We start from the raw sequence: 22,996 nt of genomic DNA on the forward strand, positions 1-22,996 counted from the left end.
CGCGTTACAGCGTCTGGATGTTCTTGCCAGCCAGCGCGTCGCGGATGCCGCGATTCATGCGCTCGGCGGCGAAATGTTCTGTGCCTTTGGCGAGGGCCTGCGTTCCGGCTTCAAGCACTGCGGCGTCGTCACTGCTCGAATGCAACTGGCGCAGCGTCTGCATGAGCGCGTCGATGTCGGCGCGCTCCTTCTCGCTCAGCACATCGCCGTCGATGTCTAGCGCACTCTGCGTCGCCATGAGCAAGCGCTCGGCGTCCACGCGGGCTTCGACGACGGCGCGCTGGCGCATATCCTGCTGCGCGGTGGCGAAGCCGTCTTCGAGCATCTTCGCGATCTGATCGTCGGAGAGACCGTAAGACGGTTTCACATCTACCTTGGCCTCGACACCGCTGCCCTGTTCCTTGGCGCTCACGCTAAGCAGGCCATCGGCATCGACGGTGAAGGTCACGCGGATGCGCGCAGCGCCTGCGGCCATGGGCGGAATGCCGCGCAGCTCGAATCGCGCGAGGCTGCGGCAGTCGGCAACGAGGTCGCGCTCGCCCTGCACCACGTGGATGGCCATCGCGGTCTGACCGTCCTTGTAGGTAGTGAAGTCCTGCGCCTTGGCGGTGGGAATGGTTTCGTTGCGGGCGACGATGCGCTCGACCAGACCGCCCATGGTCTCGATGCCAAGCGAGAGCGGAATCACGTCGAGCAGCAGCAGATCACCAGCGGAGTTGTTGCCCGCGAGTTGATTGGCCTGAATGGACGCGCCAAGCGCAACCACTTCATCGGGATTCAGATTGGTCAGTGGCGTGGTGCCGAAGAAATCAGCCACGGCGGACTGCACCTGCGGCATGCGAGTGGAGCCACCCACCATGACCACGCCCTGCACTTCTTCGCGCGAAAGTTGCGCGTCGCGCAGCGTGCGGCGCACGGCGCTCAGCGTGCGCTTGGTGAGCTCTGCAGTCGCGGCATCGAAGTCAGCACGGGCCACTGCATGAGCCAACGGCTTGCCCGCCAACGTGGCAATGAACTGCGCACTGCCCGCATCGGTCAGCGCTTCCTTGCAGGCGCGCGCCGCGATGCGCACGGCGGTTTTTTCTTCGGGCGTCTGGGCCGTGAGGCCGTGCTGCGCGAGCACCCAGTCGGCCAGCGCGGCGTCGTAATCATCACCGCCAAGCGCCGAGTCGCCGCCCGTGGCGATGACTTCAAACACACCCTGCGTAAGACGCAGCACAGAGATGTCGAACGTGCCGCCGCCAAGGTCGTACACCGCGTACAAACCTTCGGCCGAGTTGTCGAGGCCGTAGGCAATCGCGGCGGCCGTGGGCTCGTTGATGAGACGCAGCAGGTTCAGGCCTGCGAGCTTGGCGGCATCCTTGGTGGCCTGGCGCTGTGCGTCGTCGAAGTACGCGGGCACGGTGATGACCGCGCCGTAGATGTCATCGTTGAAGCTGTCTTCGGCGCGAAAGCGCAGTGTCGCGAGGATCTCGGCGCTCACTTCGACGGGCGACTTCACGCCGCCTGCAGTGTGGATCGCCACCATACCTTGCTGGGCCTGGTTGTCACCGCCCTGGGTGCGCAGATCGTAGGGCAGCGAGGCACGGGCGGCGATGTCGGCAAGGCCACGTCCCATGAAGCGCTTGACCGAGGCAATCGTGTTCACGGGGTCCTGCAGGCGCGAGGCAACGGCGTCGTAGCCGATCTGGCGACCACCGTTGTCCATGTAACGCACGACGGATGGCAGCAGCACCCTGCCCTGATCATCGGGCAGGCACTCCGCAACGCCGTGGCGCACGGCGGCCACCAGCGAGTGCGTGGTACCCAGATCGATGCCCACCGCGATGCGTCGTTGATGCGGATCGGGGGATTGACCGGGTTCGGAAATCTGCAGGAGCGCCATGGAATCTGTCTTTGTGTTCTGAAGGGGTTGAGAGTGGATGCCATTCAAGGGCATCACCGAAGGCGCGCGCAAGCTGCTGGCCGCCACCGATCACACGCTCTATTGTGCTAGCTGCTCGTGTTTCACATCAACGTCGTGTGCAAAACGCGCAATGAACATGAGGGCTCTGACCTCCTGCGCCGCTTTGGCGAAGTCCTTTTGCGCATCGATCAGGCTCGAAAGACGCTCCAATGCTTGCTTGCGAGCGGCCTGTACCATGTCTTCCAGCTCATCGAGCGCGTCTTCGCTGGTCGCATCATCAAGCGCCTCGCGCCACTCCATCTGCTGCATCAGAAACGCGGCAGGCATGGCCGTGTTGTCTTCCGCGCCGATGGCAACGCCGCTCAACTCGCACAGATACGTCGCGCGCTTGAGCGGGTCCTTCAGGCGCTGATACGCCTCATTGATGCGCACCGACCACTGCATCGCCACGCGCTGCGCGGCACTGCCCTGCGCGGCAAAGCGGTCGGGATGGGCCTCGCGCTGAAGATCCTTCCAGCGCGCGTCGAGTTGAGCGCGGTCCTGTGCGAATTGCGCCGGCACACCGAACAATTCAAAGTCGTCAGATTGGAGATTCATAGGAAGAAAAAAACCGCCAGCACTGGATGCGATGGCGGTTTGGCTGATGAGCCTCTAGGCTCGTTCAAACACGGAAGCTTTCCCCGCAACCGCAACGGTCACGCTCGTTGGGATTGTTGAACCTGAAGCCTTCGTTCAGGCCTTCGCGCACAAAGTCGAGCTCCGTGCCGTCGATGTAGGCCAGACTCTTGGGATCGATCAACAGCTTCACACCATGGTTCTCGAACACGATGTCTTCAGGCGCCTGATCGTCCACGTATTCCAGCTTGTAGGCCAGACCGGAACACCCAGTCGTCTTGACACCCAGACGCACGCCCACGCCCTTCCCTCGACGGGAAAGATAGCGACTCACATGCCGGGCGGCGGCTTCGGTCAATGTCACTGCCATGTTGATCAGGCCACTGTCGAATCGGCTGCCACGGTTTCGCCGCGCTTGGCCTTGTAGTCGTTCACGGCGGCCTTGATGGCGTCTTCTGCCAAGATGGAGCAGTGAATCTTCACGGGAGGCAGAGCCAGCTCTTCAGCAATGATGCTGTTCTTGAGTGCAGCCGCTTCGTCGAGCGTCTTGCCCTTGACCCATTCAGTCACGAGCGAGGACGATGCAATCGCCGAGCCGCAACCGTAGGTCTTGAAGCGCGCGTCTTCAATCACGCCGGTCTCGGGGTTCACCTTGATCTGCAGCTTCATCACGTCGCCGCAGGCCGGTGCGCCGACCATACCGGTGCCGACCGTGTCGTCACCCTTGTCGAACGAGCCCACATTGCGGGGGTTCTCGTAATGGTCGATCACTTTGTCTGAATAAGCCATGGTGTTTCTCCTTTTACTGCGTCGGCCGGCGGGACTTGCCTCTTCGCGGGGCGCAGCAATCTTCAAAAATATGAAATCAGTGGGCAGCCCATTGGATGGTGCTCAAGTCCACACCGTCCTTGAACATTTCCCACAGAGGGCTGAGCTCGCGCAGCTTGGCGACGTTGTGACGGATGGTGGAGATCGCGTAGTCGATTTCCTCTTCCGTCGTGAAACGGCCGATCGTCATGCGCAGGCTGCTGTGCGCCAGTTCATCGCTGCGGCCAAGAGCACGAAGCACATAGCTGGGCTCGAGACTGGCCGAGGTGCATGCGGAGCCTGACGACACCGCCAGACCCTTGATGCCCATGATCAGCGATTCGCCTTCGACGAAGTTGAAGCTCATGTTCACGTTCTGCGGCACACGGTGTTCCATGCTGCCGTTGATGAACACTTGCTCGACGTCCTTCAGGCCATCCATGAGACGCTTCTGCAGCGCTGCGGCCTTGGCATTCACCTCGTTCATTTCGAGCTTGATGATGCGGAAGGCCTCGCCCATGCCGACGATCTGGTGCGTTGGCAATGTGCCCGAACGCATGCCGCGTTCGTGACCACCACCATGGATCTGCGCTTCCAGACGGATGCGTGGCTTGCGACGCACATACAGCGCGCCCACGCCCTTGGGACCGTAGGTCTTGTGCGCGGTCATGCTCATCAGGTCGACGGGCAGCTTGCCCATGTCGATCTCGACACGGCCTGTGGCCTGCGCTGCATCGACGTGGAAGATGATGCCCTTTTCACGGCAGATCGCACCAATGGCCGGGATGTCCTGAATCACGCCGATTTCGTTGTTCACGAACAGCACGCTCACGAGGATCGTGTCGGGGCGGATCGCGGCCTTGAAGGCTTCCAGATCCAGCAGACCGTCTTCCTTGACGTCCATGTAGGTGACTTCAAAGCCTTGGCGCTCCAGCTCGCGCATGGTGTCCAGCACGGCCTTGTGCTCGGTCTTGAGCGTGATGAGGTGCTTGCCCTTGCCTTTGTAGAACTGAGCCGCGCCCTTCAATGCCAGATTGATGGATTCGGTCGCGCCGCTGGTCCACACGATTTCGCGCGGATCGGCACCGATCAGGTCAGCCACGTAGCCACGCGACTTTTCAATGATCTCTTCGGCCTCCCAGCCCCACGCATGACTGCGCGATGCCGCGTTGCCGAAATGTTCGCGCAACCAGGGGATCATCGCGTCGACGACACGGGGATCCACCGGAGTGGTCGCACCGTAGTCCAGGTAAATGGGGAAATGGGGAGTCATGTCCATGGCTATCTCGCTTTAGCGATCTGGCTGGCGAATGTCAGTTGTCAGAATGGTTTTCAAAAACAGCGGTCCTTGGCCGGGGCTGCGCCGTTGCTTGATTGATTTGGAGCATCAAGCATCGGGCGCGGCCAACCGCGCTCAGGACTTGGCGAAGGCGTTGCCCAGTGCAAACACCGAGTTCGGTGCGTTCACGCGGATGGGCTTGACCACCGGAGTCGTCGAGATCGCGCGACGAGCCACCGGCTTGTCTTCGATCTGCACGCCCTTGGCGAGTTGGTCGTCGACCAGCTTCTGCAGCGTGACGGAGTCCAAAAACTCCACCATGCGTTGATTCAGCGAGGCCCACAGTTCGTGCGTCATGCAACGACCAGCTTCGCCCAGGCAGTTTTCCTTGCCACCGCATTGCGTAGCATCGATCGGCTCGTCCACCGACACGATGATGTCGGCAACGGTGATGTCGCCAGCCTTGCGGGCAAGCGTATAGCCGCCACCGGGGCCGCGGGTGGATTCCACCAGTTCATGACGGCGCAGCTTGCCGAACAGCTGCTCCAGGTACGACAGGGAAATCTGCTGACGCTGGCTGATGGCCGCCAGGGTGACAGGGCCATTGTTCTGGCGCAGGGCCAGATCAATCATGGCAGTGACCGCAAAACGGCCTTTGGTTGTGAGACGCATCGCAAGCTCCTTGTTGGTTCAGGCTTGATCGTTTGAGAAACACCTCGAACAGCTGGATGAGCCATTCGGGTACCCGTCTCCGCCCGTTCTCCGGCGCAGCCAAAACCCTAAGGTTTGCCCGCCAGAGCCCTATGTATCGTGGGGTTGTTTTCTTGAGTAATTAGCCCAAGTATACCACCAATCCCTATTGTTTTTGTCGGGTAACAAAATCTATCGCCGAGATAGCGCGGTTAAATAATTTCTTTCACCGCAACCATCTCGCAAAAACCCGCGTCAGGCTTGACGCTCCGTGCCACCATGCGCACCAAAGACGCGATCTTTGAGCTTCGCCAATTGATCGCGCACTCGGGCCGCCTGCTCGAATTCCAGATTGCGCGCGTGATCCATCATGGCTTTTTCCAGACGCTTGATCTCGCGTGCAATGTCCTTCTCCGACATCTCTTCCAGCTCCAGGTCACGCGCCGTCTGCTGCTGCAGGCGCTGCGTGTCCTGACCGGACTTCTCGCTGTAAACGCCATCAATCAGGTCTTTCACCTGCTTGACAATGCTGCGCGGCGTGATTCCGTTAGCCTCGTTGTATGCGATCTGTTTCGCGCGCCGACGTTCCGTTTCCCCCATGGCTTTTTTCATGGATTCCGTGATCCGGTCCGCGTACAGAATCGCCATACCCTCGGAATTTCGCGCTGCGCGGCCAATTGTCTGAATCAAACTGCGTTCCGCGCGTAGGAATCCTTCCTTATCAGCATCCAGGATGGCGACCAAAGTGACCTCGGGAATGTCCAGTCCCTCGCGCAGCAGATTGATGCCGACCAGAACGTCGAACGCGCCCAAGCGCAAGTCGCGGATGATTTCGACGCGCTCGACGGTATCGACGTCGGAATGCAGATAGCGCACCTTCACGCCGTTGTCCGAAAGATACTCGGTCAGTTGCTCGGCCATGCGCTTGGTAAGCGTAGTAATGAGTACACGCTGATTCTTTTCGACACGAATGCGTATTTCCTGCAGCACATCATCCACCTGATGGGTGGCTGGTCGCACCTCCACCATCGGATCGACCAGGCCCGTCGGACGCACCAGCTGCTCGACCACCTGCCCCGCATGCGTCTTTTCATAGTCCGCAGGCGTGGCCGAAACAAAGACCACCTGCCGCATGCGCTGCTCGAACTCCTCGAACTTGAGCGGCCGGTTGTCCAGCGCGGACGGCAAACGAAAGCCGTACTCCACCAGCGTGGTCTTGCGCGCCCGGTCGCCGTTGTACATGGCGTTGAGCTGGCCGATCATCTGATGGCTCTCGTCGAGGAACATGATCGCGTCCTTAGCGAGATAGTCGGTCAGCGTGCTGGGCGGGTCGCCCGGCATGGATCCCGAGAGATGGCGGGTGTAGTTCTCGATCCCTTTGCAATGCCCCACTTCGCTGAGCATCTCGAGGTCGAAGCGCGTGCGTTGCTCGAGACGTTGCGCCTCCACCAGCTTGCCCTCCTTCACAAAGAACTTGAGGCGTTCGTCGAGTTCTTCCTTGATGGTCTCGACCGCCGCCAGCACCTTGTCGCGCGGCGTCACGTAATGGCTGCTCGGGTAGACGGTGAAGCGCGGAATCTTCTGCACTACGCGGCCGGTGAGCGGATCGAACAGCTGCAGGCTGTCCACCTCGTCATCGAACAACTCGATACGCACCGCCAGCTCGGAATGCTCGGCCGGAAACACGTCGATGGTGTCGCCGCGCACCCGGAACTTGCCCCGGCTGAAATCCTGCTCGTTACGCTGGTATTGCATGCGGATGAGCTGGGCAATCGCGTCGCGCTGGCTCAGCTTGTCACCCGAGCGCAGCGTCATCACCATGCGGTGGTAACTCGAGGGCTCACCGATGCCGTAGATCGCCGACACGGTGGCGACGATCACCACGTCGCGCCGCTCCAGCAGGCTCTTGGTGCAGGACAGGCGCATCTGCTCGATGTGCTCGTTGATCGCACTGTCCTTTTCGATGAACAGATCGCGCTGGGGCACGTAGGCTTCCGGCTGGTAGTAGTCGTAGTAGCTCACGAAATATTCCACGGCGTTCTTGGGAAAGAACTCGCGGAATTCGCTGTACAGCTGTGCAGCCAGCGTCTTGTTGGGCGCGAACACAATGGCCGTTCGACCCAGCCGCGCAATCACGTTGGCCATGGTGAAGGTCTTGCCCGAGCCCGTCACGCCCAGCAGCGTCTGGAACGACTCACCGTCGCTCACACCTTCGACCAGTTTGGCGATGGCCTCGGGCTGATCACCCGCAGGCGGATAGGGCTGGAACAGCTGAAACGGCGAGTCCGGAAAGGACACAAACTGGCCTTCCGCAGGCTCATTGGCGACTTCGTGCATGGCAGGTAAACGCTTTCATGGCTAACGCCGTTAAAATCAAGGGTTGCCCCTTATGCAAAACCGGATGAGTGTCCGCGATTTCGCTCAAAGCACAGCTTAGGTGGGGCCACACCGTCAGATTTCCACCCTCCTTCAAGGAAGATTCATGTCGCTCTTCACCGCCGTCGAGATGGCCCCACGTGACCCCATTCTGGGTCTGAACGAACAATTTGCCGCTGATTCCAACCCCAACAAGGTGAATCTGGGCGTGGGCGTGTACTTCGACGATAACGGCAAGCTCCCCCTGCTCCAGTGCGTGCAGGCCGCTGAAAAAGCCATGATGGACAAGCCTACCGCACGCGGCTATCTGCCCATCGACGGCATCGCCGCCTACGACAACGCCGTGAAGGCGCTGGTGTTCGGCGCGGACTCCGACGTCGTCAAGTCCGGCCGCGTGGCTACGGTGCAAGCCGTGGGCGGTACGGGTGGCCTGAAGCTCGGCGCTGACTTCCTGAAGAAGATCAGCCCCAGCGCCAAGGTGCTGATCTCCGACCCCAGCTGGGAAAACCACAAGGCCATCTTCACCAACGCAGGTTTTGAAGTCGGCAGCTACACGTACTACGACGCAGCCAATCGCAAGGTCAACTTCGAAGGTATGCTGGCCGATCTGAACGCTGCCGCCGCCGGCACCGTCGTCGTGCTGCACGCCTGCTGCCACAACCCGACCGGCTACGACATCACCGCCGAGCAATGGGACCAGGTGATCGCCGCCGTGAAGGCCAAGAACCTCATCGCCTTCCTCGACATGGCCTATCAAGGCTTCGGCCACGGGCTGAAGGAAGACGGCGCCGTGATCGGCAAGTTCATCGCCGCTGGCCTGAACATTTTTGTGTCGACCTCGTTCTCCAAGAGCTTCAGCCTGTACGGCGAGCGCGTCGGTGCCCTGTCCGTGGTGGCTACCGACAAGGACGAAGCCGCACGCGTGCTGTCGCAACTGAAGATCGTCATCCGCACGAATTACTCGAACCCACCGATTCACGGTGGTGCCGTGGTAGCCGCCGTGCTGAACGACGACAAGCTGCGCGCCCAGTGGGAAAGCGAACTGGCCGAAATGCGCGTGCGCATCAAGGCGATGCGCCAGAAACTGGTCGACGGTCTGAAGGCCGCCGGCGTGAAGCAGGACATGAGCTTCATCACTACGCAGATCGGCATGTTCTCGTACTCAGGTCTGTCCAAGGACCAGATGGTGCGTCTGCGTTCGGAGTTCGGCGTGTATGGGACCGATACGGGCCGTATGTGCGTGGCTGCTCTGAACAGCAAGAATGTGGAGTACGTCTGCAAGGCGATTGCGGCGGTGATCTAATCTTCACCTCAGCTATTGTCTGATGGAAGCCGTCTCTTTTTTGGGGACGGCTTTTTTTATGTGCTTCTGCTATTGGGTTAGGGGCGGAGGCCGGGAGTTCCGCCCGGCGGCGGAGTTACCTTTTGCTTGCGCGCAAAAGGTAACCCAAAACGCGCTTTGAATACCTCCGGCAGAACTCGACTTCGCGCTGCGCGCTTCGCTCGGACAACCGCCGGAAATCAGTTGGGAAGAGGTGGTTTCGGCACTTTGCTTCGCTCGTGCCTGGCCATCTCGCGCTGCGCGAGATGGCCCGTTTCTATCCCCAGATCACGGATCTCATGGAGATCGATGCGGATTGGAAGCCGGTGTTGAAGAACCTTGGCATTTCCTTGGTGCTTGCTGCGCCTGCCGCGTAGAGGAGCGGGAGGTAGTGTTCATGCGTAGGGTGCGCTTGTTTTGCTGTTTCGCCGAGTTTCTGGAAAGTCTGCAGTTGGTCTAGCTGGCCCAGCTTGATCCAATCATTCACTCTTGTGTCGAACTCGGTCGCCCAGTCGTAGGCCTCGTTCGGGGCGGATCCTCGTTTCGTTCTGCGCAGGTTGTGGACGGCGTTGCCGCTGCCGACGATGAGGACGCCGCGTTCGCGCAGGGCGGCGAGTTGCAGGCCCAGGGCGAAGTGTTCCTCTGGGCTGCGGCTGTAGTCCATGCTGAGTTGGAGCACGGGGATCTGGGCCTTGGGGAACATGGGTTTGAGGACGGACCAGGTGCCGTGGTCGAGGCCCCATTCGCTTTCATCCACGCCGAGCGCGGTTTGGGTAGCCGGGGATTTCAGTTCTGCGGCCAGGCTGCGAGCGACCTTGGGCGCGCCTTGCACCGGGTATTGCTGCTCATGGAGTTCGCGCGGGAAGCCGCTGAAATCATGGATGGTGCGTGGATCGGCCATGCCGGTGAGGTACCAGCCGCCCTTGGTCAGCCAGTGCGCAGAGATGCACAGGATGAGTTGTGGCTGCACCGCGCGAGCCATGAGTTCCGAGCCCATCTGCTGCCAAGCTCGACGCCACTGGTTGTCTTCGATGGCGTTCATCGGGCTGCCGTGGCCGATGAAGAGCACGGGCATGCGCGGTGAAGGTTTGAGGGTGTCGAGCAGTTGGCGCGTTTCGGCGCTGGCCGATGAGCAGATCAGGCCAGCGGGGAAGGCAGCGGACAGGGCGGCAAGGCTTGCCAGCGCGGTTCTTCTTGGGAGCATGAGGCGAATTCTTTCCGACTTTGTGTCCGGCCGCTTGTGACAGCCGGTATAAACGCCCTGTCGGATTGGCCACCTGCGGCGAAGTTCCGGATTCACCTTCAGAAGATCTCACAGACCACCATGCGCAAACAGGGAACCATCCGCCGTTGGGACGAGGAACGCGGCTTCGGCTTCATCGACAGCGGGGACTCGCGCGACGTGTTTGTCCATGTGCGGGACTTTGCCCGTGGCAGCGCTTCGCCGGTTGCGGGCATGCAGGTGACGTATGAGGAAATCCAGGTCGGGGGCAAGGGGCCGCGTGCGATGCAGGTCAACCCCATTGCGGCGGCCAAATCACCTATTACCCAACCAGTCACCCACCCACAAGCACCTCGGGGTTCGTCACCGCGCAACGTCCGCCGAAACGAATCACCCCAGAGCGAGCCCGCTAACGGTACCACGCTCGTATACGCGCTGATGCTGCTTTGGGCGGGACTGCTGGCTTATGGGCTGATCAGTCACCGGATAGCACTGCCGGTTTTGGCCATGCTGCTGGTGCTGAACCTGATCACTTTTGGCCTTTACGCCAAGGACAAAAATGCAGCCAAGTCAGGCGCCTGGCGCACCAGCGAATCCACTTTGCATTCACTCGCCCTCTTCGGCGGTTGGCCCGCGGCCTGGTTTGCACAACAAACATTGCGCCACAAAACCTCCAAGGCCGAGTTCAGATTCAGCTACTGGGCAACGGTCGTGATCAATCTCATCGGCACGGTGGTGCTAATGATCGAGCCGAACCTGATGGCCTTTCTGCTCAAGACGTTCATGCGCGCCGCAGGCTGATTTGACGCTGCGGCGGCTGCACTTGGCTTGGCCGAGTCAGCGCGGCTTGCGCGCGCCGCTGGGCTTCTTGCCCATCACACCTGCACGTGGCGGAAGGCCAGTGTGCTGCGTGAGCATACGGCCCGGCGCGGGCTGGCCGGGCTTGGCGAAGCGCACGTCGACTTCCTTTTCCTTTTGTGGCCTGGAAGCACCCAGAGGCTTGGCAGCCTTGCCCATCACATAGGCTTTGGCCTGCTGCGACACGACGGAGCGCGAGCCCACACCCGTACCTTGCGTGCTGTTCTTTTTGCGCGCGCTCTGATAAGCACCATCCACTAGTGGCTGAAAGGTCGGAATCAGGTGCTGCTTGCCGTTGCCGATCAAATCGGAGCGGCCCATGGCCTTGAGCGCTTCGCGCAACATCGGCCAGTTGTTCGGGTCGTGGTAGCGCAGGAAAGCCTTGTGCAGGCGGCGGCGCTTTTCGCCGCGCACGATGTCCACCGACTCCTCTTCGGCGTCGCGCATCTCGCGACGCACCTTGGTCAACGTGTTGCGGCCCGAGTGGTACATAGCGGTAGCCGTCGCCATCGGGCTCGGGTAGAAGGTCTGCACCTGGTCAGCGCGGAAACCGTTCTTCTTGAGCCAGATGGCGAGGTTCATCATGTCTTCGTCGCTGGTGCCGGGGTGAGCAGCGATGAAGTACGGAATCAGGTACTGTTTCTTGCCCGCCTCTTCGCTGAACTTCTCGAAGAGCTGCTTGAAGCGGTCATAGCTGCCGATGCCCGGCTTCATCATCTTGTTGAGCGGACCTGCTTCGGTGTGCTCGGGCGCGATCTTCAAGTAGCCGCCAACGTGGTGCTGAACCAGCTCCTTCACATACTCGGGCGACTTCACGGCCAAGTCGTAGCGCAGGCCGGAACCGATCAGGATCTTCTTGATGCCGGGGAGCTTGCGCGCGCGGCGGTAGATCTTGATGAGCGGATCGTGATTGGTGTGCAGGTTCTGGCAGATGCCGGGGAACACGCAGCTCGGTTTGCGGCAAGCCGCTTCGATCTCGGGGCTCTTGCAGCCGAGGCGGTACATGTTGGCCGTGGGGCCGCCCAGATCGGAAATCGTGCCGGTGAAACCCTTCACCTTGTCGCGAATGTCCTCGATCTCTTGAATGATGGAGTCTTCCGAGCGGCTCTGGATGATGCGACCTTCGTGCTCGGTGATCGAACAGAAGGTACAGCCGCCGAAGCAGCCGCGCATGATGTTGACCGAGGTGCGGATCATTTCCCACGCGGGGATCTTGGTCACACCGTCGTGGCTGCCGTTTTCGTCGGCGTAGCTCGGGTGCGGATTGCGAGCGTATGGCAGACCGAACACCCAGTCCATCTCGGCCGTGGTGAGCGGGATCGGGGGCGGGTTCATCCACACATCGCGTGCGGTCACGCCTTCGCCGTGGGCCTGCACCAGAGCGCGGGCGTTGCCGGGGTTGGTTTCCAGGTGCAGCACGCGGTTGGCATGGGCATACAGAATCGGATCAGACTTGACGTCTTCATAGCTCGGCAGACGCAGCACGGTGCGATCACGCGGAGGCATGCGGTTCCTGCCCTTGCCGCGCAGCGCGGGATTGGGCATGAACTGAATGGTCTGCTCAGCAGCAGGCGCGGCGGCCTGATCGGTGCCGTCTTCCTTGGAACAGGTCTGGCCCTGGGCCTCGGCCTGCTCGCTGGTGGTCTGGTAAGGGTTGATGTGCGCTTCAACAACGCCAATTTCGTCCACTTCGGACGAATCCAGCTCAAACCAGCCCTCTTCCGACTCGCGGCGGAAGAACGACGTGCCGCGCACGTCGGTGATCTTTTCAACGGGCTCGCGGGCAGCGATGCGGTGCGCCACCTCGACCAGTGCACGTTCGGCGTTGCCGTACAGGAGGATGTCGCATTTGCTGTCAACCACGATGGAACGACGCACCTTGTCGCTCCAGTAGTCATAGTGGGCGATACGGCGCAGACTGCCTTCGATGCCGCCGAGCACGATGGGCACGTCCTTGTAGGCCTCGCGGCAGCGCTGGCTGTACACGATGGCCGCACGGTCAGGGCGCTTGCCACCGACGTCGCCGGGGGTGTAGGCGTCGTCGCTGCGAATCTTGCGATCAGCCGTGTAACGGTTGATCATCGAATCCATGTTGCCCGCCGTCACACCCCAAAACAGATTGGGCTTGCCCAGCGCCTTGAACGCGTCGGCGCTCTGCCAATCAGGTTGAGCGATGATGCCCACGCGAAAGCCTTGCGCCTCAAGCACGCGGCCAATCACCGCCATGCCGAAGCTCGGGTGATCGACATAGGCGTCGCCCGTGACCAGCACGATGTCGCACGAATCCCAGCCGAGCTGATCCATCTCTGCGCGAGACATCGGCAGAAACGGCGCCGGACCGAAGCGCTTGGCCCAATATGGGCGGTAGCTGGTCAGCGGCTTGGCAGCTCGTTGAAAGAAAGAAACATCGATGGGAGCGTTCATTTGCGGGGTCCGTGGGAGGCCGGGCATTGTAGGCGTTGGGCGCAATTTGCGCTTCCCTCCTCTCTGGAGCCCTCAACATCCGTAGGCTCAAACGGAAAAAACGATGAAATCGACCAAATCGAAGGAAACGAAAAACGGGCACAAGGCCCGTTTCGAGGATTCATCAAAGACGACGAGATTTCACCATTCGCCCATCGAGCGCACGATGTGGTCCAAATCGGCTGGCGGCTCGATATAGGCCGAGCGCAACAGTTGACCATTGCGCAGTTGCACCGGTTCCTGCAGAGGTTGCGGCATTGCCACCGGCTGAAAGTCGCTGACCATCCACAATCCGGCGGCACCATGCGGCACGACGTAATCGGTGGGAACAGTGATAAAGCTTGGTGGCATGGCAATTCCTCTCAAATTGCGGGTGGAAGGGACTGAAAAACGCCTTGAGCGAGAAAACTGGCTGAACCTACTTTCGCTGCACTATCGTCAGCTTAAATTTGTTAGACAACTTCCTTTGTAGGCTAACGCCCCAGAGGCACGAATGGCTGACAGGAAAACAACTTGTTTGACAGGCAAAAAGTAAGACGGCGTAACCAAACTAGCTACGCCGTCCTGCATTCCGCAAATCCCGCAATTCCGGCGGATGCCGGATGCTCCGCCTGACGGCTTACTTCGCCAGCGTCAGCGCGCCCTTCATGATGCCGGAATGGCCGGGGAACGAGCAAAAGAAAGTGTAGTCGTCACCGGCTTTCAGCTTGCTTACCGCGAAGGTGACCGAGGCCGACTCGCCGCCGCCGATCAGTTTGGTGTGCGCAATCACACGGGCATCTGCGGGCTTGAGGTAGTCCTTATCCGGGCCGGCGGGAATGCCATCGTTGGCGATGCCCTGCATGTCGGAGGTCTTGGAGACCACCAGGTTGTGGCCCATGGCGGTCTTGGGCATCTTGCCGACATGCTTGAGCTTCACAGTGAAGTCTTTGCAGGCAGCGGGCACGCTGATGGTCTTGGTGTTGAATTGCATGGCGTCATTGCTCTCGACCTCGGCGCTGCAATTGGGCGCAGCAAATGCCGGCACGACGGCAGCGGAAACACAAGCGACAGCAATCCACTTCAGAAATTTCTTCATTTTTGCACTCTATTTGGTCAACAACGGGTGAATACTAGGACTAGCGAGCGCCGTGGATTTTGACTTCGCTCAAGCATTACCGAATCCACGTCAAGACACTTGGAAGGCTTCAAGGCAAACTGCCGCGACGGCTCGGTTAAGCTTGACCGCGACATGCCACACACCCTGAAATCGACCGTCCACAGCGAACTCATCATAAAGAAAAGCCGTTTCATCGGCTGCGTGCAGCCCATGACCGACCGCGCAAGCGCACAAGCAGTGGTCGATGGCCTGCGCGCTGAACACCCCGGGGCGGCCCATGTCTGCTGGGCATTGCTGGCGGGCGGACAATCCGCCGCGGTGGATGACGGCGAGCCCAGCGGCACCGCCGGGCGCCCGATGCTCGACGTGCTGCGCCATCAGGATCTGGAAGGCGTGCTCGCCACCGTCGTGCGCTACTTTGGCGGAGTGAAGCTCGGCGCAGGCGGACTGGTACGCGCCTATACCGACAGCGTGGCCCAGGCGCTGCTCAAGGCCGAAAAGATCGAGCGCCAGGTGATGGCCGAACTCGAATGCACCCTGCCCTATGCGCAGGAAGGCCTGCTGCGCCGCGAGGTCGAGGCCAGCGGTGCGCAGTTGCTCGAGGTATCCCACGGCAGCCAGGTCATCGCCCGCCTGAAGATGCCGAAGTCCATCGCAGCAGATTTCAGGCAGCGGCTGAACGATCTCACACAGGGTCGCATCGGCTGGCTGGACTGAACCGGCCTGCGCCTACAGCCCCGCCTGCATAGGTCGGGGACACTCGAAGCTCCACCGACCCAGCAAGCAGCAGAGAGAAAGAAACAAGAACATGAGCGAGACACTGGACACCATCATCATCGGCGCCGGATCGGCAGGGCTGTCGGCATTGCGCGAGGTGCGCAAGCGCACAGATCGTTTTCTCATCATCAACGACGGCCCTTGGGGTACGACCTGCGCGCGCGTGGGCTGCATGCCGTCCAAGCTGCTGATCGAGGCGGCCAACGCATTTGATCACCGCAAGACCTTCGACACCTTCGGCATTCGCGGCGCGGACCAACTGAGCGTGGACCTGCCCGCCGTACTGAGCCGGGTGCGCATGCTGCGCGACGGCTTCGTCTCCGGAACTATCAAGGACACCGAAGTCGACGCGACTCAGCAGATCAGTGGGCGGGCGCAGCTGCTCGGCCCGGACCGCGTCACGGTCAACGGCAAGGAATTCCGCGCCCGCCACATCATCATCGCCACCGGCACCCGTCCGCGCGTCGATCCCGCATGGACGGCGTTCGGAGACCGCGTGCTGACCACCGACACCCTATTCGAGCAAACCACGCTCGCGCCGCGCATGGCCGTGCTCGGCCTCGGTCCCGTGGGTGTCGAGATGGCACAGGCGCTTGCCCGACTGGGCATAACCGTCACGGCCTTCGTGACGCGCAAGGCCACGGCGGGCATCAGCGATCCCAACGTGCTGAACGCCCTCTGGACCGAACTCGAAAAGGATTTCGCCATCCACATCGGCGAGCGCGCCCGCCTTGCTGCACACAAGAACGGCATCGAGGTCGTCAGCGGTGACAAGCGGCTCGTCGTCGATCAGGTGCTCGCTGCCAACGGCCGCGTTCCCAATATCGAAGGCCTCGGTCTGGAGACGCTCGGCGTGCCCCTCGAGGAGCATGGCCTGCCGCCCTTTGACCGGAACACGCGGCAGATCGGCGATCTGCCAGTGTTCATCGCGGGAGACATCGACCCGGACCGCGCGCTGCTGCACGAGGCCTCGGACGAAGGGCACATCGCAGGCATGAACACCGCCATCGACGAGCCCCAGCGTTTTCGCCGCCGCACACCGCTGGCCATCAGCTTCTGCCATCCCAATGCAGCGGTGGTCGGCAAATCGTGCAAGTCGCTGGCTGAGCAGGACTTTGTCACCGGTGCCATCGACTTCAGCCGCCAGGGCCGCGCCCGCGTCGCGCAGGAGGACGCCGGGCTGCTCCACGTCTATGCCGATCGCGCCTCGGGACGGCTGCTCGGCGCCGAGATGTGCGCACCCGCCGGGGAGCATTTGGCGCACCTGCTCGCTCTGGCCATCCACAGCGAGATGACGGTGCAGCAGATGCTGGGCATGCCGATCTACCACCCGGTGCTGGAAGAAGGCCTGCGCACTGCGCTGCGCCGAGCCGCTGCTCAACTGAACATCAAGACCGACTCTGATCTGGCCTTGTGCGATCTGGGCAATTCTAGCGTGCTGGAATAGCCATAAAGATCATAAAAATACTCTTTTCACTCAAAAAGCGTATGATAACAAGCATCATGACAGATGCTTTGATTGACTCCCTCACCGCCGCCCGCAAGGCCCAGAAGATCACCCAGGCCGATCTCGCGCAACGCGCAGGCCTCTCGCGCATGGCGGTCCAGCGCACGGAAACCGGTGATGTCGACCCGCGCTACTCGACGCTGGTCGAGATGTCCCGCGTGCTCGGCATGCAGATGATGGCCGTGCCCGCCGATCTCGTGCCCGCGTTGCAGGCCTTTATCCAATCCGGCGGCAAGTTCCTCGGCCAGCCCGTCGGGGCGGATGCACCGCCCTCGGTGGTCGATGTCTATGCGGCCGAACCTCTGGGCAAGTACAAGGTCCGCTGAGCACAAAAAACAGCGCCGATACAAACGACAGGAACGACACGAACATGTCCACCTCCATCCGCTACCTGCGCCTGTACATGCACCAGCCCGCAGCATGGGGCGGTGGACGGCGGGCGATTGGCTATCTTTCCCAATATGGCGACATCCTGCGTATCTCGTTCGAGAGCGACTACATCGCCGACCCTGATCGCCCCACGCTCTCGCTGAGCTACCGGGGCGGCAACGAGCAGGACACGCAAAGCATCCTCGCCTCCGCGCGTGACGCCCGCCTGGTGCGCACCGATGGACGCTGGCCGGTCTACTTCCAGAACCTGCTGCCCGAAGGCCACAACCGCGAGCGCCTCGCGCACGAACGCGGCTGCTCGCCCGACGATGAATTCGAACTGCTGGCAGCCGCCGGGCACGACCTGATGGGTGCGCTCGAGGTCGAGCCCATCTCACCCAACGAAGCCATCCCCGAGGTTGTGCGCCATTGGCACACCACGCAGGGGCTGGATGTGCTCGAGCCCGGCTTCGTCGAGTACCCGGTGGCCGATGCGGCCTCGCTGCCCGGCATCGTCACCAAGTTCAGCGCCGTGCAGGACGGCCGCCGCTACACCGTGCACCGCAAGGGCGCGGCGGGTAGCGTGATTCTCAAGTTGCCGACCACGAATCACCCCGATCTGGTGGTCAACGAATACGCGTGCTACCAGCTCTGCAAGGCGCTCGATCTGCAGACGGCCAATGTAGAAATCATCACCCGTGAACAAGCCGAGCTGCCCGAGCATGTACCGTTCCACGACATCCTCGCCGTGCAGCGCTTCGACCATCTGCCCGATGGCTCTCGCATCCACATGGAGGAGTTCAATCAGGCGCTCGGCTACGCGCCCCGCCACAAATACGGCAAGGGCCTGCAGCAGGATTGGCCGACGATGCTGCGCGTGCTCGACCGTCTGAGCCCCGAGCCGGTGCAAGACACCCGCGAGTTCCTCGCTCGCACCGTCGCTGCCATCCTCATGGGCAACACCGACGCCCACCTCAAAAACTGGGCCCTGATCTATCCCGATGGCCGCCAGCCACGCCTCGCCCCGGTCTACGACTGCGTCTGCGTCGCTGCCTTCTTCGACGGCACTTCGGAGCAGCAGTACGCGGTGAACAAGGCCATCGACACCACCATGCGCGCCCTCGGCTGGGACGACATGAAGGCGCTCATCAAATCCGCCGGACTGCTGCGGGCATCACGCCACGTCAGCCTGCTCAAAGAGGTCGTCGCGCAGGCCAAGGCGAAGTGGCCCGCACTGCTGCGCGACGCGCCACCCGCCATGCGGGAGACGGTTCTGGCCCGGCTCGCGGGCGGCGTTTCTCTGGCGGGCTGATCTGCTTATTTCGCCAACGCGAGCTGCATCGTGATGTGCGCAATGCCCGCCTCTTCATACGGCGCGCCCACCACCTCGAAGGCAGCACGGCGGTAGAAGCCCTCGGCGCTGCACTGCGCATGCAAGATCACCTTGTCGTCGCCGCGCTCGCGCGATGCATCGACCAGTGCGTCCAGAATCGCCCGCCCCCAACGCTGTCCGCGCAACACGCGCGCGACGGCCATGCGGCCGATGCGGGCCTCGCCGGGCGCGTCCTGCAGCAGGCGACCTGTCGCAACCGGCATGCCGAGGCGGTTGAACGCGACCGCATGCACCGCAGTTGAATCCAGCGCATCGAGTTCGATGTCGGGCGAGATGCCCTGTTCCTCGATGAACACCGCCTTGCGCACGGCACTGGCAGCCTCGCCGAGCGTGGCCCAGTCGCCCACCTTGAGCGTGACCATATCGGCCCCGCCCTCGAACTGCAGAATCGTGTCGCGCAGCAACTGCGGCACGGGGCGCGAGGTCTGCGTGACGGGATCGGCGAACACATAGATCAGCTCGACGGTCACGAGCAGCCGGTCGCCCGCGAAGATACCGCATTCGAAACTCAGCGACGAATTGCCCACGCGCGTGCAGCGCATGCCGATGTCAAGCACATCATCCATGCGCGCCGAAGCGTGGTATTCGACGCTAGCCTTCTTGAGGTAGATGTCACCGCCCAGCGCCTGCATCGTGGCCTCGTAGGGCATGGCGAGCGCGCGCCAGTACTCGGACATGCCGATGTCGGCATAGGTGAGGTAATGCGCGTTGAAGACGATCTTCTGGATGTCCACTTCGGCCCAGCGCACACGCAGGCGGTGCACGCTACGAAAATCCTGGCGTTTCATGTTCTTGTTCTCAAAAAATAGGAAAGAAAAATTCAAATGCCGAAAGCTTCGCGCAGCGCGCGCGCGGCATCGGCATGGGCCTGGCGGGCTTCCGGCAACGCTCGGCCCATCTTGATGAATTCGTGGGTCACACCACGGTAGATTTCCAGATCCACCGTTACACCCGCGAGGCGCAGCTTGTCGGCATAGGCGATGCCCTCATCGACCAGCGGATCGAGTTCTGCAAGCCCGATCCACGCAGGTGCAACATCGTCCACATCCGGCGCGAGCAGCGGCGCAAAACGCCAGTCCTCGCGGTCGCTCTTGTTAGGGATGTAATTGTCGAAATACCAGCTCACGGCGTCTTCCTCAAGTACAAGGCCGTGCGCAAAGGTCTTGTGCGATTGCGTGTCCTGATGCGCGGTGGTGCCGGGGTAGAACAGCACCTGCAGCGCAATCGCGATCTGCGCGTCCCGCGCCTGAATCGCGTTGACAGCGGCCAGCGTTCCACCCGCACTGTCGCCACCAACGGCGAGGCGTTTGCCATCCGCACCAAGCTCCGACGCATGAGCGGCTAGCCATTGCAGTGCATCCCAGGCATCATTGATCGCCACGGGGAACTGGTGTTCGGGCGAGAGGCGGTAATCGAGGGACACCACCATACAACCCGCCAGCCGCGCAAGCTCACGGCACAGCGTGTCGTGCGTGTTGATGCTGCCGATGGTGAAGCCGCCGCCGTGCGTGTAGAGCAAGAGCGGCAGATTCGCCTCCAGCGACGGCGCATACAGCCTTGCGGGAATCGCAAAGCCGTCGCGCGCGGGGATGCTGAAGTTGTCGACGCGCGGCAGCTCGGCCTTGGGGACTTCGAGCACGCCCGAGCCCATTTCATAAAACGCGCGCGCGGCCTCGGACGTGAGCGTGTGCATGGGCGCATGCTTGGCGCGCGCCATGCGCTCGATCACATTGCGCATCTGCGGCGTGAGCTGCACGCCCGGGGGAAGCTCTGGAGACAGTGGGTGAGCCGGGGAAGCTGCGGAATTCAATCTGATTGTCCTGGAAACACGGGAGGCCGGAAATTCACCTGCACCGGCTTAGCGCCCGGCAGGCCTTGGTAAGTCACGATCACGCTCGTGCCGGCCTTTGGCGGCGTCAGCGGCGAGAACGATCCGAGGCTGATCAGATCGCCCTTTCGCAAGCGCAGATTCTCCTGCTGCAGCGCCCCTGCAAGCCAGACCACGGCATTGAGCGGATGCCCAAGAATATCGCTACCCTTGCCGGTCGACAGCACGGCCCCCGTATTGTCCGAGACTTGCACGGCCATTTCGGCCAACGCCTGCAGCATCACCTGCTGCTGTTCGGAAAACACCGGCGCGCTGATCGGCTCGCCCACCACGCCCAGCCGCGCGCCCACATTGATCGCCGCCACGCCCGCACCGTTGAGCGAGCCGGGGTTCTCCACCATCAGGTCGGGCAGCTCGATGAAGGGGATGATCTGGTCAATGTTCTCAAGCACCTCCGCCGGATTGCGGGCCGCGTTGATGTTCTCGTTCTTCACCCGTACCAGCATGTCGGCCTCGAACAGTGGACGCGCGCCAAACTTCGCCTGCACGGTCACATCATTGGGCAGGATCATGCCCTCGTAGAGCACGCCCCACACGGGCTTGTTGGTGCCGAAGCGCTGCTGCACAGCCGGGTTGGTGAGCCCCGCCTTGTAGCCGACCACCTTGCCGCCGAACTGCCTGGACAGCAGATCGTTGAACCGCGCGCGCGTGCAGGCACCCTCCTCGTCGGTCAGCTTGGCGATGTTGGGCGAAGGTTTCATCGCCACATAGTTCTGCATGAGCTGGGCCACTTCACCGAAGTTCAGGCACTCCGCCTGCGCGCCTGTCACGCAGAGGACAGCCATGGCCGAGGGGATCAGCGCGGATTTCAGTTTCATGTAGGTCTCCTGTTGTAATCTGCCGCATATCCTAATTCGAACCACCGAGACATCACACCATGGCTTTCATCTACTACGTCACCCAAATCCAGTTCGAGTACGGCGCGGTCGCCCTGCTGCCCCAAGAGTGCGCACGCACCGGCATCACCCGCCCGCTGGTGGTCACTGATCAGGGCGTGAAGGCTGCGGGCGTGCTGCAGAAGGTGCTTGATGCGATGCCCGGAATGGCGGTCACGGTGTTCGACCAGACCCCCTCCAACCCCACCGAGGCCGCCGTGCGCGCCGCCGTGGAGCTGTTCCAAAGCGGCCAGTGCGACGGCCTGATCGCGGTGGGCGGCGGCTCGGCCATCGACTGTGCCAAGGGCATCGCGATTGCCGCCACGCACGAAGGCCCGCTCAAGACCTACGCCACCATCGAAGGCGGCTCGCCGAAAATCACCGAGCGTGCCGTGCCGCTGCTCGCCGTGCCCACCACCGCCGGCACCGGCAGCGAAGTAGCACGCGGCGCCATCATCATCGTGGACGATCACCGCAAGCTCGGCTTTCACTCGTGGCACCTCGTGCCCAAGACGGCCATCTGCGATCCCGGCCTGACGCTAGGCCTGCCGCCGCAGCTCACCGCCGCCACCGGCATGGACGCGATTGCGCATTGCATGGAAACCTTCATGTCGTCGGCCTTCAACCCGCCCGCCGATGGCATCGCGCTGGATGGGTTGGAGCGCGGCTGGAAGCACATTGAAGCCGCCACGCGTGACGGAGCGAACAAGGACGCGCGCCTGAACATGATGAGCGCCAGCATGCAGGGCGCGATGGCGTTCCAAAAAGGCCTCGGCTGCGTGCATTCGCTGAGCCACAGCCTCGGCGGCGTCAACCCACGTCTGCACCACGGCACGCTCAACGCCATCTTCCTGCCCGCCGTGACCCGTTTCAACGCCGAGGATGCCAAGGTCAAGGCCGACCGCCGCCTCGAACGCATGGCCCACGCCATGGGACTGCCTGCGGGCGGCGACGTGGCTGAAGCCGTGCGCGACATGACCGCGCGTCTTGGTCTGCCCACGGGCCTTGCCGCGCTTGGCGTGACCGAGGCAATGTTCGACGACGTGATCAAGGGCGCACTGGCCGATCACTGCCACAAGACCAATCCGCGCGAAGCCAGCCCCGAGGAATATCGCCAGATGCTGCGCGACTCGATGTGAGTTGAACTCTGTCCGCCATCGCACATCGCGACGGGATCGTGGCCTACACGTTGGGTGTCCGCGAATTTGAATACTTCGCCATGTTCAACCACCACATGAAAGCAAGGACACCCACCATGAAAAAGCTGCTGCTCGCAACGGCCTTCGGCATCTTCGCCACCACATCCGCCTTCGCCCAACTGGGCGCTGCAGCCTCCAATGCCGCCGATGCGGCCGAGCACAAGGTCGAGCAAAAGCAGGCCGAAAGCGAAGCCAAGAAGAGCGGCCCGGTCGGCAAGGCGGTGAACAACACCAAGGCCGAATACCACAAGGCCCAATCCAAGCGCCACACCAAGAAGGCCAAGGCGGCCGTGAAGAAATCGGTGTCCTGAGCACCCAGGCAGAGCCCCAAAGGGCTCGAGCGCGGCAACTC

General features: G+C 62.0%; 22 protein-coding genes. 8 read left to right on the forward strand and 14 right to left on the reverse strand.

Going from position 1 to position 22,996, the window contains the following annotated elements:
- Nucleotides 1-4: 4 nt before the first annotated feature.
- The 7 genes from hscA to uvrB form a co-directional block, all read right to left on the reverse strand.
- On the reverse strand, nucleotides 5-1,885 hold the full coding sequence (hscA, locus tag G7047_RS12030; protein ID WP_166305455.1) for a Fe-S protein assembly chaperone HscA: 1,881 nt from the start codon (nucleotides 1,883-1,885) through the stop codon (nucleotides 5-7).
- Between the two features lie 99 nt (nucleotides 1,886-1,984).
- Nucleotides 1,985-2,503 (reverse strand): Fe-S protein assembly co-chaperone HscB, encoded by a 519-nt coding sequence (gene hscB, locus G7047_RS12035; protein WP_166305458.1) that lies wholly within the window; start codon nucleotides 2,501-2,503, stop codon nucleotides 1,985-1,987.
- A 64-nt stretch (nucleotides 2,504-2,567) separates the two neighbouring features.
- Complete coding sequence (gene iscA / locus G7047_RS12040; protein WP_166305461.1) at nucleotides 2,568-2,891, reverse strand: iron-sulfur cluster assembly protein IscA; 324 nt, start codon at nucleotides 2,889-2,891, stop codon at nucleotides 2,568-2,570.
- A gap of 5 nt (nucleotides 2,892-2,896) precedes the next feature.
- Nucleotides 2,897-3,310 (reverse strand): Fe-S cluster assembly scaffold IscU, encoded by a 414-nt coding sequence (iscU, locus tag G7047_RS12045; RefSeq protein WP_166305464.1) that lies wholly within the window; start codon nucleotides 3,308-3,310, stop codon nucleotides 2,897-2,899.
- A gap of 76 nt (nucleotides 3,311-3,386) precedes the next feature.
- Nucleotides 3,387-4,607 carry an IscS subfamily cysteine desulfurase gene (locus tag G7047_RS12050; RefSeq protein WP_166305467.1) on the reverse strand — a complete coding sequence of 407 codons (1,221 nt, stop codon included), beginning with the start codon at nucleotides 4,605-4,607 and terminating at the stop codon, nucleotides 3,387-3,389.
- A gap of 135 nt (nucleotides 4,608-4,742) precedes the next feature.
- On the reverse strand, nucleotides 4,743-5,279 hold the full coding sequence (gene iscR, locus G7047_RS12055; protein WP_166070135.1) for a Fe-S cluster assembly transcriptional regulator IscR: 537 nt from the start codon (nucleotides 5,277-5,279) through the stop codon (nucleotides 4,743-4,745).
- A gap of 273 nt (nucleotides 5,280-5,552) precedes the next feature.
- The gene (gene uvrB / locus G7047_RS12060; RefSeq protein WP_166305470.1) at nucleotides 5,553-7,634 is read right to left on the reverse strand and encodes an excinuclease ABC subunit UvrB; all 2,082 of its coding nucleotides are present in this window, start codon (nucleotides 7,632-7,634) and stop codon (nucleotides 5,553-5,555) included.
- 145 nt (nucleotides 7,635-7,779) lie between these two features.
- Between uvrB and G7047_RS12065 the strand changes: the two genes are divergently transcribed.
- Nucleotides 7,780-8,976 (forward strand): amino acid aminotransferase, encoded by a 1,197-nt coding sequence (locus G7047_RS12065; protein ID WP_166305473.1) that lies wholly within the window; start codon nucleotides 7,780-7,782, stop codon nucleotides 8,974-8,976.
- A gap of 295 nt (nucleotides 8,977-9,271) precedes the next feature.
- Here the strand turns inward: G7047_RS12065 and ygiD are convergent, their stop codons facing one another.
- A complete protein-coding gene (ygiD, locus tag G7047_RS12070) occupies nucleotides 9,272-10,177 on the reverse strand; it encodes a 4,5-DOPA dioxygenase extradiol (protein ID WP_166312032.1) in 906 nt (301 codons plus the stop codon).
- A gap of 141 nt (nucleotides 10,178-10,318) precedes the next feature.
- Here ygiD and G7047_RS12075 point away from each other — a divergent pair, with 141 nt between their 5' ends.
- The gene (locus tag G7047_RS12075) at nucleotides 10,319-11,017 is read left to right on the forward strand and encodes a DUF1294 domain-containing protein (RefSeq protein ID WP_166305476.1); all 699 of its coding nucleotides are present in this window, start codon (nucleotides 10,319-10,321) and stop codon (nucleotides 11,015-11,017) included.
- Between the two features lie 36 nt (nucleotides 11,018-11,053).
- Here the strand turns inward: G7047_RS12075 and G7047_RS12080 are convergent, their stop codons facing one another.
- The 3 genes from G7047_RS12080 to azu form a co-directional block, all read right to left on the reverse strand.
- Nucleotides 11,054-13,498: a YgiQ family radical SAM protein gene (locus G7047_RS12080; RefSeq protein ID WP_166305479.1), complete on the reverse strand. Its 2,445-nt coding sequence runs from the start codon at nucleotides 13,496-13,498 to the stop codon at nucleotides 11,054-11,056.
- Between the two features lie 180 nt (nucleotides 13,499-13,678).
- Nucleotides 13,679-13,888 carry a hypothetical protein gene (locus tag G7047_RS12085; RefSeq protein ID WP_166305482.1) on the reverse strand — a complete coding sequence of 70 codons (210 nt, stop codon included), beginning with the start codon at nucleotides 13,886-13,888 and terminating at the stop codon, nucleotides 13,679-13,681.
- A 268-nt stretch (nucleotides 13,889-14,156) separates the two neighbouring features.
- A complete protein-coding gene (gene azu, locus G7047_RS12090; RefSeq protein WP_166305485.1) occupies nucleotides 14,157-14,615 on the reverse strand; it encodes an azurin in 459 nt (152 codons plus the stop codon).
- 153 nt (nucleotides 14,616-14,768) lie between these two features.
- Between azu and G7047_RS12095 the strand changes: the two genes are divergently transcribed.
- The 4 genes from G7047_RS12095 (at nucleotide 14,769) to G7047_RS12110 (ending at nucleotide 18,601) form a co-directional block, all read left to right on the forward strand.
- Nucleotides 14,769-15,353 carry a YigZ family protein gene (locus tag G7047_RS12095; RefSeq protein WP_166305488.1) on the forward strand — a complete coding sequence of 195 codons (585 nt, stop codon included), beginning with the start codon at nucleotides 14,769-14,771 and terminating at the stop codon, nucleotides 15,351-15,353.
- Between the two features lie 91 nt (nucleotides 15,354-15,444).
- The gene (locus G7047_RS12100; protein WP_166305491.1) at nucleotides 15,445-16,860 is read left to right on the forward strand and encodes a dihydrolipoyl dehydrogenase; all 1,416 of its coding nucleotides are present in this window, start codon (nucleotides 15,445-15,447) and stop codon (nucleotides 16,858-16,860) included.
- A 56-nt stretch (nucleotides 16,861-16,916) separates the two neighbouring features.
- Entirely contained in the window at nucleotides 16,917-17,246 is a 330-nt protein-coding gene (locus tag G7047_RS12105; protein WP_166305494.1) for a helix-turn-helix domain-containing protein, read from the forward strand.
- 44 nt (nucleotides 17,247-17,290) lie between these two features.
- Nucleotides 17,291-18,601, forward strand: a complete 1,311-nt coding sequence (locus tag G7047_RS12110; protein ID WP_166305497.1) for a type II toxin-antitoxin system HipA family toxin — start codon at nucleotides 17,291-17,293, stop codon at nucleotides 18,599-18,601.
- Between the two features lie 5 nt (nucleotides 18,602-18,606).
- Here the strand turns inward: G7047_RS12110 and G7047_RS12115 are convergent, their stop codons facing one another.
- The 3 genes from G7047_RS12115 to G7047_RS12125 all read right to left on the reverse strand — a co-directional run bounded on the left by G7047_RS12115 (nucleotide 18,607) and on the right by G7047_RS12125 (nucleotide 21,388).
- Nucleotides 18,607-19,470, reverse strand: coding sequence for a YbgC/FadM family acyl-CoA thioesterase (locus tag G7047_RS12115; RefSeq protein WP_166305500.1), 864 nt, complete (start codon nucleotides 19,468-19,470; stop codon nucleotides 18,607-18,609).
- Between the two features lie 32 nt (nucleotides 19,471-19,502).
- A complete protein-coding gene (locus tag G7047_RS12120; RefSeq protein ID WP_166312033.1) occupies nucleotides 19,503-20,420 on the reverse strand; it encodes an alpha/beta hydrolase in 918 nt (305 codons plus the stop codon).
- Nucleotides 20,421-20,488: 68 nt separating this feature from the next.
- A complete protein-coding gene (locus G7047_RS12125) occupies nucleotides 20,489-21,388 on the reverse strand; it encodes a 2-keto-4-pentenoate hydratase (protein ID WP_166305503.1) in 900 nt (299 codons plus the stop codon).
- A 59-nt stretch (nucleotides 21,389-21,447) separates the two neighbouring features.
- Between G7047_RS12125 and G7047_RS12130 the strand changes: the two genes are divergently transcribed.
- Together G7047_RS12130 and G7047_RS12135 are read left to right on the forward strand one after the other, a co-directional pair.
- A complete protein-coding gene (locus G7047_RS12130; RefSeq protein ID WP_166305506.1) occupies nucleotides 21,448-22,584 on the forward strand; it encodes an iron-containing alcohol dehydrogenase in 1,137 nt (378 codons plus the stop codon).
- A 116-nt stretch (nucleotides 22,585-22,700) separates the two neighbouring features.
- Nucleotides 22,701-22,955 carry a hypothetical protein gene (locus tag G7047_RS12135; protein WP_166305509.1) on the forward strand — a complete coding sequence of 85 codons (255 nt, stop codon included), beginning with the start codon at nucleotides 22,701-22,703 and terminating at the stop codon, nucleotides 22,953-22,955.
- Nucleotides 22,956-22,996: the final 41 nt, after the last annotated feature.

The organism is Diaphorobacter sp. HDW4A (assembly GCF_011305995.1).
GTDB lineage: Bacteria > Pseudomonadota > Gammaproteobacteria > Burkholderiales > Burkholderiaceae_C > Diaphorobacter_A.

What these genes read in the sequence shown, in the direction of transcription:
- G7047_RS12100 (WP_166305491.1), top strand. Translation starts at nt 15,445, where the DNA reads ATGAGCGAGACACTGGACACCATCATCATCGGCGCCGGATCGGCAGGG.
- G7047_RS12130 (WP_166305506.1), top strand. Translation starts at nt 21,448, where the DNA reads ATGGCTTTCATCTACTACGTCACCCAAATCCAGTTCGAGTACGGCGCG.
- G7047_RS12105 (WP_166305494.1), top strand. Translation starts at nt 16,917, where the DNA reads ATGACAGATGCTTTGATTGACTCCCTCACCGCCGCCCGCAAGGCCCAG.
- G7047_RS12110 (WP_166305497.1), top strand. Translation starts at nt 17,291, where the DNA reads ATGTCCACCTCCATCCGCTACCTGCGCCTGTACATGCACCAGCCCGCA.
- hscB (WP_166305458.1), bottom strand. Translation starts at nt 2,503, where the DNA reads ATGAATCTCCAATCTGACGACTTTGAATTGTTCGGTGTGCCGGCGCAA.
- G7047_RS12135 (WP_166305509.1), top strand. Translation starts at nt 22,701, where the DNA reads ATGAAAAAGCTGCTGCTCGCAACGGCCTTCGGCATCTTCGCCACCACA.
- azu (WP_166305485.1), bottom strand. Translation starts at nt 14,615, where the DNA reads ATGAAGAAATTTCTGAAGTGGATTGCTGTCGCTTGTGTTTCCGCTGCC.
- iscR (WP_166070135.1), bottom strand. Translation starts at nt 5,279, where the DNA reads ATGCGTCTCACAACCAAAGGCCGTTTTGCGGTCACTGCCATGATTGAT.
- G7047_RS12065 (WP_166305473.1), top strand. Translation starts at nt 7,780, where the DNA reads ATGTCGCTCTTCACCGCCGTCGAGATGGCCCCACGTGACCCCATTCTG.
- G7047_RS12085 (WP_166305482.1), bottom strand. Translation starts at nt 13,888, where the DNA reads ATGCCACCAAGCTTTATCACTGTTCCCACCGATTACGTCGTGCCGCAT.
- uvrB (WP_166305470.1), bottom strand. Translation starts at nt 7,634, where the DNA reads ATGCACGAAGTCGCCAATGAGCCTGCGGAAGGCCAGTTTGTGTCCTTT.
- G7047_RS12125 (WP_166305503.1), bottom strand. Translation starts at nt 21,388, where the DNA reads ATGAAACTGAAATCCGCGCTGATCCCCTCGGCCATGGCTGTCCTCTGC.
- iscA (WP_166305461.1), bottom strand. Translation starts at nt 2,891, where the DNA reads ATGGCAGTGACATTGACCGAAGCCGCCGCCCGGCATGTGAGTCGCTAT.
- G7047_RS12095 (WP_166305488.1), top strand. Translation starts at nt 14,769, where the DNA reads ATGCCACACACCCTGAAATCGACCGTCCACAGCGAACTCATCATAAAG.
- G7047_RS12120 (WP_166312033.1), bottom strand. Translation starts at nt 20,420, where the DNA reads ATGCGCAATGTGATCGAGCGCATGGCGCGCGCCAAGCATGCGCCCATG.
- G7047_RS12050 (WP_166305467.1), bottom strand. Translation starts at nt 4,607, where the DNA reads ATGGACATGACTCCCCATTTCCCCATTTACCTGGACTACGGTGCGACC.
- hscA (WP_166305455.1), bottom strand. Translation starts at nt 1,885, where the DNA reads ATGGCGCTCCTGCAGATTTCCGAACCCGGTCAATCCCCCGATCCGCAT.
- G7047_RS12115 (WP_166305500.1), bottom strand. Translation starts at nt 19,470, where the DNA reads ATGAAACGCCAGGATTTTCGTAGCGTGCACCGCCTGCGTGTGCGCTGG.
- G7047_RS12075 (WP_166305476.1), top strand. Translation starts at nt 10,319, where the DNA reads ATGCGCAAACAGGGAACCATCCGCCGTTGGGACGAGGAACGCGGCTTC.
- iscU (WP_166305464.1), bottom strand. Translation starts at nt 3,310, where the DNA reads ATGGCTTATTCAGACAAAGTGATCGACCATTACGAGAACCCCCGCAAT.
- G7047_RS12080 (WP_166305479.1), bottom strand. Translation starts at nt 13,498, where the DNA reads ATGAACGCTCCCATCGATGTTTCTTTCTTTCAACGAGCTGCCAAGCCG.